At 34.5% G+C, this 14,367-nt stretch carries 13 protein-coding genes; 12 read left to right on the top strand and 1 reads right to left on the bottom strand.

All coding sequences use genetic code 11. From position 1 onward, the window contains the following. The first annotated feature begins 85 nt into the window (after positions 1–85). The 7 genes from hemA (at position 86) to Q0992_RS10355 (ending at position 6,855) form a co-directional block, all read left to right on the top strand. On the top strand, positions 86–1,333 hold the full coding sequence (gene hemA, locus Q0992_RS10385) for a glutamyl-tRNA reductase (protein WP_299523523.1): 1,248 nt from the start codon (positions 86–88) through the stop codon (positions 1,331–1,333). After that, a complete protein-coding gene (hemC, locus tag Q0992_RS10380) occupies positions 1,326–2,903 on the top strand; it encodes a hydroxymethylbilane synthase (protein WP_299523520.1) in 1,578 nt (525 codons plus the stop codon). Before hemA ends, hemC begins: the two co-directional genes overlap by 8 nt. 138 nt (positions 2,904–3,041) lie before the next feature. Continuing rightward, entirely contained in the window at positions 3,042–4,103 is a 1,062-nt protein-coding gene (gene hemE / locus Q0992_RS10375; RefSeq protein ID WP_299523517.1) for a uroporphyrinogen decarboxylase, read from the top strand. A gap of 83 nt (positions 4,104–4,186) precedes the next feature. Next, positions 4,187–4,969, top strand: coding sequence for an EI24 domain-containing protein (locus Q0992_RS10370; protein ID WP_299523514.1), 783 nt, complete (start codon positions 4,187–4,189; stop codon positions 4,967–4,969). Then, the gene (locus Q0992_RS10365) at positions 4,970–5,506 is read left to right on the top strand and encodes a GNAT family N-acetyltransferase (RefSeq protein ID WP_299523511.1); all 537 of its coding nucleotides are present in this window, start codon (positions 4,970–4,972) and stop codon (positions 5,504–5,506) included. Positions 5,507–5,509: 3 nt separating this feature from the next. Further along, positions 5,510–6,415, top strand: coding sequence for an oxygen-dependent coproporphyrinogen oxidase (hemF, locus tag Q0992_RS10360; RefSeq protein ID WP_299523508.1), 906 nt, complete (start codon positions 5,510–5,512; stop codon positions 6,413–6,415). Positions 6,416–6,423: 8 nt separating this feature from the next. Continuing rightward, complete coding sequence (locus tag Q0992_RS10355) at positions 6,424–6,855, top strand: PaaI family thioesterase (protein WP_299523505.1); 432 nt, start codon at positions 6,424–6,426, stop codon at positions 6,853–6,855. Between the two features lie 39 nt (positions 6,856–6,894). Here the strand turns inward: Q0992_RS10355 and Q0992_RS10350 are convergent, their stop codons facing one another. Continuing rightward, on the bottom strand, positions 6,895–9,531 hold the full coding sequence (locus Q0992_RS10350; RefSeq protein ID WP_299523502.1) for a DEAD/DEAH box helicase family protein: 2,637 nt from the start codon (positions 9,529–9,531) through the stop codon (positions 6,895–6,897). A gap of 76 nt (positions 9,532–9,607) precedes the next feature. On the opposite strand from Q0992_RS10350, the gene hemB reads away from it, so the two are divergent. The 5 genes from hemB (at position 9,608) to Q0992_RS10325 (ending at position 14,366) form a co-directional block, all read left to right on the top strand. After that, a complete protein-coding gene (gene hemB, locus Q0992_RS10345; protein ID WP_299523499.1) occupies positions 9,608–10,597 on the top strand; it encodes a porphobilinogen synthase in 990 nt (329 codons plus the stop codon). Positions 10,598–11,022: 425 nt separating this feature from the next. Next, positions 11,023–12,420 carry a sensor histidine kinase KdpD gene (locus Q0992_RS10340; RefSeq protein ID WP_299523497.1) on the top strand — a complete coding sequence of 466 codons (1,398 nt, stop codon included), beginning with the start codon at positions 11,023–11,025 and terminating at the stop codon, positions 12,418–12,420. 12 nt (positions 12,421–12,432) lie between these two features. Beyond that, the gene (locus tag Q0992_RS10335) at positions 12,433–13,122 is read left to right on the top strand and encodes a response regulator transcription factor (protein ID WP_299523494.1); all 690 of its coding nucleotides are present in this window, start codon (positions 12,433–12,435) and stop codon (positions 13,120–13,122) included. A gap of 105 nt (positions 13,123–13,227) precedes the next feature. Further along, positions 13,228–13,767 (top strand): hypothetical protein, encoded by a 540-nt coding sequence (locus Q0992_RS10330; protein ID WP_299523491.1) that lies wholly within the window; start codon positions 13,228–13,230, stop codon positions 13,765–13,767. Positions 13,768–13,931: 164 nt separating this feature from the next. Next, positions 13,932–14,366 (top strand): hypothetical protein, encoded by a 435-nt coding sequence (locus tag Q0992_RS10325; protein WP_299523488.1) that lies wholly within the window; start codon positions 13,932–13,934, stop codon positions 14,364–14,366. The last annotated feature ends 1 nt before the right edge of the window (position 14,367 follow it).

The raw sequence follows: 14,367 nt of genomic DNA, 5'->3' as shown, positions 1-14,367 counted from the left end.
TATTTTATGTTCTTCTAGCGTTATTTTTTTACTAGTAACAAAATTACATTTGCGTCGTTAATTCCCGAGTCAGGTAAACGAGCGAATGCAACAACACAAAACCACATACTTTTACGCGATTGGCCTTAGCTATCAAAAAGCTGATGCTGAGGTTCGTGGTCATTTTAGTCTAGGAGATGTAGAAAAGCAGAACTTATTGCTTCAGGCAAAAGCAAATGGCATTGATAGCTTAGTCGTCATTTCTACATGCAACCGTACCGAACTTTACGGCTTTGCCGAGCATCCTTATCAACTTATTCATTTGCTATGTGAAAATACTAAAGGTACTGTTGAAGAATTTCAAGAGGTAGCTTACATTCATAAAGGCAAAAACGCCATTCATCATATGTTTCGCGTTGGTTCTGGTTTAGATAGTCAAATCCTTGGTGATTTCGAGATTATTAGTCAGCTTAAATTCGCTGCTCGAAAATCCAAAAAAGCAAGCTTACTTAATTCATTTACTGAGCGTTTGGTCAACTCAGTGATTCAGGCCAGTAAACGCATAAAAAACGAAACAGAATTATCGTCTGGTGCAACTTCTGTATCCTTTGCGTCGGTGCACTACATTTTGAATAATGTTCAAAATATTTCAGAAAAAAATATTTTGCTTTTTGGCACTGGTAAAATCGGAAGAAACACTTGTGAAAATTTGGTAAAGCATACTAAAAATCCACATATCACTTTAATCAACAGAACCAAAACCAAAGCTGAAGAAGTTGCCGGAAAGTTTAATCTCTTGGTAAAAGATTATATTCAACTTGAAGAAGAAATTAATAATTCTGACATTCTTATTGTTGCAACAGGAGCATTAAATCCAACCGTTTATAAATCACTTATCACTACTAAAAAATCACTGTTGGTTTTAGACCTTTCTATTCCTAAAAACGTTAATGAGGACATTACGCAACTTTCAAACGTTACTTTGGTACATTTAGATGATTTAGCCAAAATCACAGATGATACTTTAGAAAAGCGTAAATCTTTTATTCCCGAGGCAGAGGCAATTATCGATGAGATTATGTCCGAGTTTAATGCTTGGTTGGATACGCTTAAATTTGTGCCCACCATTCAGGCTATAAAACATAAATTAAACGGTTTCAAAACCTCTGAATTAAATACACAACGTAAAAAAATGGCTGATTTTAATGAGGATCAGGCCGAGTTGATTACCAATAACATCATTCAGAAAATCACAAACCAATTTGCACACCATCTTAAAGCAGATGGTTCTTCGGATGAAAGTTTAGAGCTTATCAAAAAAATTTTCCAGTTAGAAACTATAGATAATGCCTAAAATTATCCGTATTGGCACACGCGATAGTCAATTGGCTATGTGGCAAGCAAAAACGGTTCAATCTCAACTTGAACATTTAGGTTATAAAACGGTTTTAGTACCTGTAAAGTCTACTGGAGATTTAGTATTAGACAAACCTTTGTACGAACTTGGCATTACAGGCATTTTTACGAAAACACTAGACATTGCCATGCTCAATGAAGAGATTGATATAGCAGTGCATTCACTTAAAGATGTTCCAACTGTACTGCCAAAAGGTATTGTACAAGCCGCTGTCTTAAAACGCGGCAATGTTAATGACACTTTAGTCTTTAAAAAGAATGAAGAGTTCCTGTCCACCAGAGATGCCATAATAGCTACTGGCAGTTTACGACGTCGTGCGCAATGGTTAAATCGTTATCCAACCCATACCGTTGTTGGTCTACGTGGCAATGTTAACTCCAGATTGCAAAAATTGGAAGACAATACGGATTGGAATGCGGCTATTTTTGCTGCTGCTGGTATTGGACGACTTAACATAAGACCAGAAAATGCAATAAACCTTCATTGGATGATTCCTGCACCTGCACAAGGAGCTATTATGGTCACAGCTTTAGAAACCGATAGCGACATTAGAGCTATTTGTGCTGAAATTAATCACGAAGAAACAGAAATATGCACTTCCGTTGAGCGCAAATTCTTAAATCTGTTAGAAGGTGGTTGTACGGCTCCAATAGGAGCTTTGGCTTTTATAAAAAACAGTGAAGTTAACTTTAAAGGAGTTTTGTTAAGTAAAGATGGTACTAAAAAAGTTGAAATCTCTAAAATTGTCCCGTTAGGTAAACATGGTGATTTAGCAGAATTCTGCGCCAATTATGTCATTGACAAAGGTGGAAAAACACTTATTGACCAACTGCAACGAAGTGATAAGTCTACGAACATCTATTCTACTAAAAAGTTGACTGACAACCAGCTTTTGTTATTTCATAATGAGGTTGTTGCAGAGAGTAATGATGCGATTAAAATTAGCTTGAATCGACTGTCGAAAAGTATCATTAGAAATGAAATTGAACATGTGATTATTACTAGTAAAAATGCTGTTGAAGCCCTATTGACTAATTTTTCAGCTCTAGAGTTACAATTCAAAAATATTTATTGTGTAGGTCGACGCACTAAACGTATGATAGAAAATCGAATTGGTAAAGTGACACATACCGAAGCTAACGCTAAGAAACTTGCCCAATATTTAGTGGAAAATCTAGAGAAAAAAGAGGTCACTTATTTCTGCAGTGATTTGCGTTTGGATGACTTACCCAATATTCTAAGTGAACACAATATTGTGGTTAATGAAATTGAAGCCTACCAAACCAAATTTGATGCTGACAAGGTTGAAGGAAGTATAGATGGTGTGATGTTTTACAGCCCATCTACAATTGAGAGTTTTTTGAAGCAAAACAAAGCGAATGGTATTGCTTTTTGCATTGGCGAAACAACTGCTAAAGCTGCCAAGCAACACTTTAAAGAAGTACGTGTAGCTAAAGTCCCAACGGTTGAAAGTGTTATTGAATTAGTGAACGAACATTATGTGTAGTTTTCATTACGAGGAACGAAAGTGATGTAGTAATCTCATTTCATAAATAAACGGATTGCCCCATCAAGCTAAAGCTTGATTCGCAATGACAGAAAAATTATAATAAAAGATTCCTGCCTTAGCAGGAATGACATAAATATGGAAAACAAAGAAAAAGAGATACCTGCTTCCGCAGGTATTCGCAACGATTTATACTTAAGAGCCTTAAAAGGAGAAACGGTAGAACGTCCTCCAGTATGGATGATGCGCCAAGCCGGTCGTTATTTACCGGAATTTATGGAAATAAAGGCCAAATACGACTTCTTTACACGTTGTCGTACTCCAGAATTGGCTAGTGAAATTACCGTACAACCGATACGACGCTACGAAATGGATGCAGCCATTCTATTTTCTGACATTTTAGTGATTCCTCAAGCCATGAATATTGAGGTAGAAATGAAACCCAACTTTGGGCCTTATTTGCCAAATCCAGTACGCTCGCAAAAGGATGTGGATAATGTTGTTGTCCCAGATGTTAACATTGAACTAGACTATGTAATGCAAGCCATAAAAGCGACAAAGGAACTACTTAATAATGAGATTCCTTTGATTGGTTTTGCTGGGTCACCTTGGACTATTTTGTGCTATTGTGTACAAGGTCAAGGCAGTAAAAACTTTGATAAAGCCAAAGAATTTTGTTTTATCAATCCGGTTGCGGCCCATCAACTCTTACAAAAGATTACAGATACGACCATAGCCTATCTTAAGGCAAAAGTAGAAGCTGGTTGTAATGCCGTGCAAATATTTGACTCTTGGGGAGGGATGCTATCACCTACGGATTATCAAGAATTTTCATGGCAATACATTAATCAAATTATCGAGGCCTTAAAAGATGATGCGCCAATGATTGCTTTTGGAAAAGGCTGTTGGTTTGCTCTAGGTGAAATGGCAAAATCTAATGCCTCAGCTTTAGGAATTGATTGGACCTGCTCACCACGTAACGCACGATATTTAACTGGCGGGAATATTACCTTACAAGGTAATTTTGACCCCTCGCGATTGTTCTCACCTCCTTCGGAAATTAAAAAAATGGTGCATGAGATGATTGATGCTTTTGGAAAAGATAAATACATCGTAAATTTAGGTCACGGTATTCTACCTAATATTCCATTAGATAATGCAAAAGCATTTATTGATGCTGTTAAGGAATATGAAGCTTAATTGTATAGAGCTTTTTTCGTAACAGTAAAGTGTTTAAAACGTCTTGTTTAAGAGTGAATGTCAATTAATCAAAAAATTGAATAATGATTCGTAATATATTTAGAGGACTTCAAATGTATTCAGGTGCTTATGGCTTAATTTCAAAACTGAAATTATGGAAGTACTTCGTTATCCCAATTATAATAAGCTTGGTTGTTTTTCTACTCATTTTTGTATCAGCTTATGGTTTATCTGATAATCTTGGCGAATGGATAGCCGGTATTTGGGTTTGGGAATTTGGCAAAGCCACCTTTACAGCGATTTCTACGTTTATTTCGGGCATTATCATTTTCGCCATTGGACTCATTATGTACAAGCATATCATCATGGCGTTATCATCACCTTTTATGAGTCCTGTTTCCGAAAAAATTGAAGCCTATTTTACGGGGAAACCTGCTAAAAATTACGTGAAAACTAATTTTTCCAAACAACTTATTCGTGGTATAAGAATAGGCTTAAGAAACTTGTTTAGAGAACTGCTTTACACTATTCCAATCCTATTGTTAAAATTTATACCTGTAGTCAATATTTTTTCTACGGCACTATTGTTTTTAGTACAAGCTTATTATGCCGGTTTTGCCAATATGGATTATACCTTAGAGCGGCATTTTAAATACAAAGAAAGTGTAGCCTTTATTCGACAGCATCGCGGTTTAGCTATAGGTAATGGAATTGGGTTTTTGCTGTTGTTGTTAATTCCTGTTGTTGGAGTAATCCTCGTATTACCATTGAGTGTTACCTCAGCTTCGGTCATAGCCGTTGATTTGTTATTTGACGATGATGAGGAAATCGGTTTTGAACCTTTTGATAAGATAGAACTCAACTAAATGATTGCTGCGTTTAACGGTTTTGAAATTAGCCCCATTCATGGAGGTGATGCGTGGAAGATTTGCAATCTCATGATTGCTAACGAAGATCGTTTTAAGTGCTATTTTCCTAAAACCTTAGAACAAAACTTAACTCCAACATTATCACAACTATTTGTTGAGAAGAAAGTAAAACAGTATGAAAAGAAAGAAGAGTTTCTATATACACTTAAGCATTCTGAAACCAGAGTACTTGCAGGGCTGATTTACATCAAGGAATTAGATTGGGACAAAAAACAAGGGGAATTTGCCTTTTGTATAGGTTATACATTTAAAGGCAAAGGACTCATCTCTGACGCCATCAAAGCTTTATCTGCCTATGCTTTTAACGATCTAGGTTTAGAAATCCTTCAGATTATAGTTAATAAAGACAATATCGGAAGCATAAAAGTGGCTACAAAAAATGGTTTTGTCTGGCAGAAAACATTAGACAAGGCCTATACACCACCAAGTGAACTTTCTTTGAATATGGAACTATATGAACTTTATAAATCTTAAATTTTGAAAGATAAATTTTTCAATTACATACATGAGCTTCAAGATACCATCACGTCTAAATTAGAGGCTATTGATGGTAAAGCAGCCTTTAAAGAAGACCTCTGGAAGCGACCAGAAGGTGGTGGAGGTAGAACTCAGGTTATTGAAAACGGTAATGTGTTTGAAAAGGGAGGAGTCAATATTTCTGGTGTTCATGGAGAACTCCCTGAAAGTATGCAAAATTACTTTGGAGTAAAAGATGCCGATTTCTTTGCCTGTGGACTAAGTCTAGTATTGCACCCTAAAAGCCCTATGGTACCAACTGTACATGCCAACTGGCGTTATTTTGAAATGTATGATAAAAATGGTAAAATTGTGGATCAATGGTTTGGTGGTGGACAAGATTTGACCCCTTATTATTTGTTCGAAGAAGATGCCCAGCATTTCCATACCGTTTGCAAAACAGCTTGTGATAAGCACAATCCTGAATTTTACCCAAAGTACAAAACCAGATGCGATGAGTACTTCTATAATTCTCACAGAAGTGAAGCACGAGGTATTGGAGGTTTATTCTTTGATTATTGCAAAAAAACCGAAGCTATGAGCATGCAAAACTGGTACGATTTTGTAACTGAAGTTGGTGATAGTTTTTTAGACGCTTATGTACCCATTGTTGAAAAACGAAAAGATTTGACTTACTCAAAGGAACAGCGCGACTGGCAAGAGATTCGTCGTGGACGCTATGTAGAGTTTAATTTAGTCCACGATAAAGGCACTTTATTTGGGTTAAAAACCAATGGTCGTATAGAGAGTATTTTAATGAGCTTGCCCCCACATGTGCAGTGGGTTTATGACCATAATCCCAAAAAAGGAAGTGAGGAAGAGCGCTTACTGAACGTATTAAAAAACCCTAAAGATTGGGTATTATAAATGTTGTAATGGAACACTACAAAAAACTAGAAAGAATGTATTTGAATGCAAATTTCAATCAAGAAATTTACCAATCAACTACAATTAAAATTGAAGAAGAAAAAGCAACAATACAGTTAATTGTAGAACCAAAGTACTTTCATGCTTTAGGCGCTATTCATGGCTCTGTTTATTTTAAACTTCTAGATGATGCTTCTTTTTTTGCGGTCAATTCCATAGTAGAAGACGTCTTCGTGTTAACGACAAATTTTAGCATCAATATTATTCGTCCTGTAAGCGAAGGATTAATCACAGCTGTTGGTAAACTGAAGTTCAAATCAAAAAACTTATTTATTGCTGAGAGTAGCTTATTGAATGAAGATGGAAAAGAAATTGCATTTGGTACTGGGCATTTTGCAAAAAGCAAAGTTCACTTATCTGATGAAATAGGTTACAGATAAGTTATACATTTTATAGTTCTATGGTTTTTTTGGATAAAACTATTTCCACACAGTAACATCATCGACATTACTTTTTAATTCATTCGTATGGTGAAATAATCTTGCCTTTAGCAAAATTCGTCTGCCCTCAGGTTGACGTGTAAATACTAATTTACTCATTCCCATAAATCGTAACCAATACTTATAAAACATCTGAGCGTCTTTTTTATTTTTTCCAAAAGCCTCAGGAACGGGGTAAAAATTCTCAATATTAAATCCTTTTTTTAAGAAATTGGTGCAAATAATGATATATCGTGGAGAGTCTATAGGCTCTAAAAGTTCGGTAAGTGTTTTTAGAAAGAAGCCCTCTTCATAATTACTTGCTCCTTTTAAATTACAGGTTACAACCCCATTATAGATTTCTTCCGAGTGCACAGTAATCAAACTTCTTCTTGTGTTTAATATCTGCATATCATTCATAGTCTCTAAAATCACTAAGCCCATTTGTTTGATTTTTTTATGTAAAAAACCATGTCGCAAATAGTAAACCGTTGTTTTATATAATCGATAACCAAAAATTGCAATCATAATTAGACCAATGAATCTTATAACAGAAAGTAAATCCTTGTTCAATGATATGCTTAAAGCTGCTGCAATGGTTCCGAAAAAAAAGGTAAAAAAGATGAGTCCAATTTCCATTAAAACTAATTTTGAAGCCTTGGCAAAATATATATTTCTTTGAGTTTTAAACTCTGGCACCTTATAATCTTCAAGTTTTAATTGTCGTGTTAATTTACTTCCGCTCCCAATGGAGTTTTTCCATTTTGTTGCGATTACAGCCCTTTTACTTGCACTTTCAATAGTCTGTGCATTTAAATACTCAACATCACTACTATTAATTTTCTGTGGAATTCCTAAGCGTTCATAACCATCTGTAATAAATGAAAGGCTGGTATTTGTTATCCCAACAAAAGCTTCGAATCTACGTTTTAACAATTCAATTTCTCTTCCTCCGTACTCATCTGTTGGGTCAATACATGCCAAATGCCAAATATTACTGGTCTTTTTAGGTTTATTGGCATCTGTTCTAATGGCACGTCCTCGCATTTGATTAGAGGACACAAAAGAGCCAACAAACGATGCTAAAATAAGGCTGTTTATAGAAGGAGCATCCCAACCTTCTCCCAATAAAGCCTTTGTGCCAATCAGCACTTTTATTATACCTTCTTCAAAAAGCCTAGTGATAATTCCTACAATCGCCTTATTAGATCGGTTAGAAGCATTAATCAACACAAAATCGTTATCGCTTTTCAGAGGTACAAATATGTAGGAGTCACCTTCACTATATGCATTAACTGCATGAATAATCGAATGATGAATAATTACGACAGTTCCAGTAAGAACTGCCAAATCTTTATTATTGGGAGTACTGGTTCTGATATAATGAAATATGGGCAATACTCCGATTTTATCTATAAACTCAGTGTCCTCATTGGGTATGTTTAAAAATTCTTTTCTCACATAGTCGGTTAAAACCACACAACTGAGATCTTCACTAAGCGCTAAACGTTCGGCATTTACAATATTTACGATACTCTCTAATTTACTCGGGCTAAATGCTAAAGACTTATAAAGTGTTTCGTTACCAGATAGATTGACCTTATTTTTTTCGAAAACATGAAGTTTCCTTAGGTCTTTTTCTATTTCTGAAAGGTAATCTTCATGCTGTTGCAAGTTTTCCCGATCGGTAACCAATAAGTTTTGCAATAGAATTTCTAACCATTCATTATTCAACTTAGGAAATTGAATATGATCAGATCTACGAATTCCTAAAAGCTCTAATCTAACACTATCGATTTTTACTCCAATAGCATTTAGTGTGATTAAAATCGATGAAAAGAAAGCTGTATTAGAATATAATATATCTGTATGTCCTAAAGGGTCTTTATATAATCGATGCTGCTCTAATAGTTGAATAAATTGTTCATTATCCAAAATCCGGGCCTTAAACTGCGCGATATTATCTCTATAGTTTGAAATAAAGTTGAGTTCAGAATCATAAGGTTTTGAGAAGTACACAAAATCTTGATGCGGACTTAAGTCCTTCTCCCTAATTAAATCCGGCACAGAAATTTCATCATCAACCTCACCGCAAAGTGTAAAGTACTTACTCACCTCCAATCTACTACTATCATAAGGGGGTGTAGCCGTAAGAGCTACTATAAAATAAGGATGGCTCTTTTTTAATGCTATTAAACAAGTCCACCAAGTATTTTTTAGATGATGCGCTTCGTCTAGAACAAGTGTCTCGATATTATGGTTCTTAAAAAAGTCTAGAAACTCATCTTCATTTTCAAAAGATTTATAAAATGAATGAAGGGACTGATACGTAGAAAATGTTACCGTACTAGGTTGTTTTATGTCTAAAGATATCCTTTCAAATGGTGTATCATCAGTAAAAAACGTTTGCAGCCTATCTTGCCATTGGTCTCTTATGGTAAGGGTTGGGGCTAACACCAAAGTTTTTTTGTCAATGCGTTTTAAAATTTCTATTCCTAAAATTGTTTTTCCTGAACCTGGTGGGGCGATAACATGAAAATGATTATCTGCAATATGCGTTTCAAAATTTTTTAAAAGTTTCTCTTGGTAATTACGCCAAGGAAATTGAAATTTTAAAGCATTAAAGAGATTTGACAATATCTAATGGTTATTAATGGTTAACTTTGTATTTGTTAAAAATAAGCATTATCAACATCATTTTAAGATTTAAAACATGTTCCCAATTAGAAGAAATAGAAGGCTTAGAACCAATGCAGCGATTAGAGGTCTGGTAAGAGAAACGATTATTACACCTAATGACTTTTTGGTCCCACTGTTTATAGTTGAAGGCAAAGGCATAAAAGAAGAAATTGCATCTATGCCCAACTATTATCGCTACAGTCTGGATTTACTTAGGGACGAAGTGAAAACACTTTGGAATCTTGGTTTAAAATCGGTGTTGCTTTTCGTAAAGGTTGATGATGCTTTAAAAGATAATAAAGGTAATGAAGCTTTAAACCCTAACGGTCTAATGCAACGTGCCATAAAAACCGTTAAAGACATTTGTCCGGACATGTTGGTGATGACTGATGTGGCTCTTGACCCTTTTTCGTCATATGGACACGATGGGATTATTGAGAACGGAAAAATCATCAATGATGCCACGGTAGAAGTGTTAGCAGAAATGAGTATTTCCCATGCCGAAGCTGGTGTCGATTTTGTTGCTCCTAGTGATATGATGGATGGGAGAATTCTTGGCATTAGAGAAGGCTTAGACCAATCTAATTTTTTGGATGTTGGGATTATGAGCTACTCCGCCAAATATGCATCTGCTTTTTATGGGCCATTTCGAGATGCGTTAGACTCTGCGCCTGTAGATATGATTAATGTGCCAAAAGACAAAAAAACCTATCAAATGGATTTTGCTAATAGGGATGAAGCCATACGGGAAACTGAAATGGATATCAATGAAGGCGCAGATATTGTTATGGTAAAACCAGGCTTGAGTTATTTGGATATTGTACGCGATATAAGAAACAGTTTTGAAATTCCAATTGCTGTCTATCAAGTCTCTGGTGAGTATGCCATGCTCAAGGCTGCCGCTGAAAAAGGTTGGTTAGATCACGACTCGGTGATGCTAGAACAAATTACCTCTATTAAACGTGCTGGTGCTGATATCATAGCGAGTTATTTTGCTAAGGATGTAGTTAAATTAATATCATAATAGAATTCATTACTCTCAATAATTAACCAAGACCTTACTATTACCTTCCACAAACATAAGCGAGTGAGGTTACTCATTGAGTCTTTTGATTAAGTGAGTTGATCATTTAATTCAGAAGGATTATCTTAAGTTAATACAATATCTCTCTAGGTTAATGCTAGGTTAACCTTACTCATTTTCTTTTTTGTGAAAAACCTTCACATTAGATTTGTACCATCATCAATCAAAAATTCATTTAATTATGAGAACTTTAAACAACAACCAAATCACAGAAAGAGATCAAAGAACTAAAGCGTATAACTGGAATACCAAAAGACGTTTTAGATAAAGATTTCAAAGTTAAAAACAGAGTTTACAGTATCATCAATCAAAGCAATCAATCAAAAAAACTGTAAACTCTGTTTTATTTATAATTTAGACTCTAAATGAAAAAAAAAATAAATCTCTTAATCGTTGGTTCTATTCTTGGCTTAATAGCATTATCTGTTATTCAGGCTTATCTCATCAATAATACTTATAAACTCGAAAAAGATGCTTTCGTTGAAGAAACCAAACGCGCTATTTTCCGTTTTGATGAAAATATTGCAGAAATAGATTCCATTTATGAAACCATCGGTGACCTGGTTATAAATCAAATCATCGATTATAAATTGGGAAGAATACAAAAAAATGAGTTTTTAAACGGAATTAACAACGTACAAGATTCTATTAATCCACGCTTTGTAGAATTATATCAAAATGCTTTTAAAGCACAAGGATTATCGCACCCTGTAAAATTTCAAAAACGTTTAAAATCTATCGTATTAATAGACTCTATCGCTAACGACACATTATTTTTCAAGTCTAAAAAAAATCAGACTTTATCTCTCTTAGGAGAAACTTTTGATATCGATAGTGCCTATAGCATTAATAATTCGCAAACGACTACAGATATAGAACGGGATTATATGGAAGATGGAGTACAGAAAAACATAACTTTTGAATTTCAGGTTGTTACCCAAGACTACTTTAACATTGATGGCTGGGAGCAAGAAGTTTTAAGGAGAATGTCTGGTGTATTAATCCTTTCAATATTCATTTTTACTTTGGTTCTGGCACTTCTTTACTATTCCATAAAAAGTCTAATCACACAAAAGAAAATTGCCGATATTAAAACCGACTTTGTCAATAATATGACGCACGAGCTTAAAACGCCTTTAGCTACATTGACCTTAGCCACCAAAATGCTAAAAAAAGAAGAAATACAACAACAGCCACAGCTGGTTGACAGTACTGTACAAACTATAGAGCGTCAAAACAAAAGGCTACAAAAATTGATAGACCAAGTATTGAACAATAGCTTAGGTTATCAGGAAATTCCGTTAAATAAAGAAACCGTAGCTATCGAAAAGTACATCAGTACTGTCTTAGATGATTTTATGTTGTCTGCTAAGTCCAAAAACATAGATCTAAACAAGACATTTTCAATAGCGCAAAAAACCATTGATCTCGATAAATTCTACATTACGACAGCACTTCTAAACATTTTAGAAAATGCTGTAAAATACTCTGAAGACAAGATTATCATAGACTGTAATATTGAGAGTCATTCAGAACTAAAAATTACTATAAAGGATAATGGTATCGGTATTTCGGATAAGGATAAAAAACAAGTCTTTGAAAAATTCTTCAGAGCAGGAAATAAGGAAATCCATGATGTGAAAGGTCTGGGGTTAGGCTTATACTATACCCATCAAATCATAAAAGCACATAACGGCACCATTGCTGTTGAAAGTACTGAAGGTAAAGGCACTACATTTATTCTAAGTATTCCATTTAATTAAAAATCACAGAAGATGAAATACATTTTACTAGCAGAGGATGATTTGGATTTTGGAAATATCCTAAAACAATATCTAGAAATGTCGGGCTTTATCATTAGTTGGGCTAAAGATGGAAAAGAAGCCTTAGAACTTTTTAAAAAAGGAAGTTTTAACATCTGCGTTTTTGATGTAATGATGCCAAAGATGGATGGCTTTACATTGGCAGAAAAAGTCATTGACATTGCGCCAGAAACTCCATTTATTTTTTTAACCGCCAGAAAAATGAAAGAGGATAAAATTAAGGGCTTAAAGCTTGGTGCGGACGATTACATAGTAAAACCTTTTGAAGCTGACGAGTTGGTACTTCGATTAAATAACATTTTAAGAAGGACAGAAAAAACATCTAGCAATAAAACTCAACTGGAAGAGACCATTACAATAGGATTATACACCTTCAATATGCTAAGATGCGAACTCGTTTGTGGAGACTACAAAAAACAATTGACTCAAAAAGAAGCAGAACTTATTCGTTTCTTATACCAACATAAAAATCAGTTGTTAAAACGGGAAGACATCCTAAACGCAGTTTGGGAAAGTGATGATTTTTTCTCTGGTCGAAGTATGGATGTATTTATAAGCAGACTCCGCAAATACTTTAAGCTAGACCCTTCTATTTCTATTGAAAGCATTAGAAATATTGGTTTAGAATTTAAGGTAAGTTAATAGAATTTTATTCCTTGGTTAATGCTAGGTTAACGCCTAGCATTTTCTTTTTTGCCCCAGATTTGTCAGCTACATTTGTCTTGTTCAATCATAAAAACACATATCATGAAATTTAAAAAATCAAAAAACGGACAAGACAGTATTAGAATCAATACCATAAAAAGAACATTCTGTTTAGTACTAATCATTGCTTTATGCTCTACTCTAAGTTTAAGTGCACAATCCACACCTGAAACACCCGAACCACCAGCAACGCCTAAAACTACCTCGAGTAAATCCTATTCAGTTACAGTTGAAAATGATAACAATGAAAAGCACAACATTTCAGTATCAATATCAGTTTCTGATGATAAGTATAAGTTCAGAGCGCGTTATCACCAGTCAAAATACGAAGGTGCAAAAGCCATTTTATTAGACCAATTAGGTAAAAGCAACCTTAAAATAAACGGCAATACATACTTATGGATTAATAAAGGTGATGATGATATTTTTGAGTGTAAACTAACAAAAAAGCACTTAAGAATATATTTAGATACAGAAGCTGTGTCACAAGCCTACATTGACAAAATTAAAGCCTTGGGTAATGAGTTAAAGGCCTACATTTCAAATCATAAGAGCAAGGATGAAAAGAAAGTAAAACGCTAAAAAAATATAGAGTCAGGTATAAAACAAGACTTGTTTTAATTTTCTATGCCCTTAACCTTAATTAGGTTAAGGGTTTTTTATAGAATTTAGAATCTATAGTTTGTAATTTCGTAACTTCGTATTTAACTATATTAGTTACAGCAATCTTTATTTAATATTTCAACATGAGATTTTTCAAAATTATCTGCCTTACGCTTTTAATCTTTTCGTGTTCATCAGATGACGGCCCTTCTATTGATTTGTCTTTGCTTTACGGTCAATGGTTTAGTACAAATACGTGCCCATCACAAAACAATATTACGTTCAATAATAATGGCAGCTATATAAGAATTGGATCTGGAAATTCCTGTGAAGAAAATTTAAATGATACCTATCAATATACTGGACAATTTAATGTTAGTGGAAATAACATAAGTTTCAATCAGCAAACAGAAACTTTAATAGAGGAAGGAGAAGGAAATCTATCTGTTGACACTTTTCCGGTTGAATTAATTAGCCAAAAAGTAACAATACTCACTGAATCGGAGCTAACGATAGAGCGCGTTTTTGATTATGGCGATGGCAATAGGGAAACTACAAATTCCAATTATACAAGATAGC

It is taken from the genome of Winogradskyella sp. (assembly GCF_028289625.1).
Classification (GTDB): Bacteria; Bacteroidota; Bacteroidia; order Flavobacteriales; family Flavobacteriaceae; genus Winogradskyella.
This window is presented reverse-complemented; position numbering and strand designations above follow the sequence as displayed.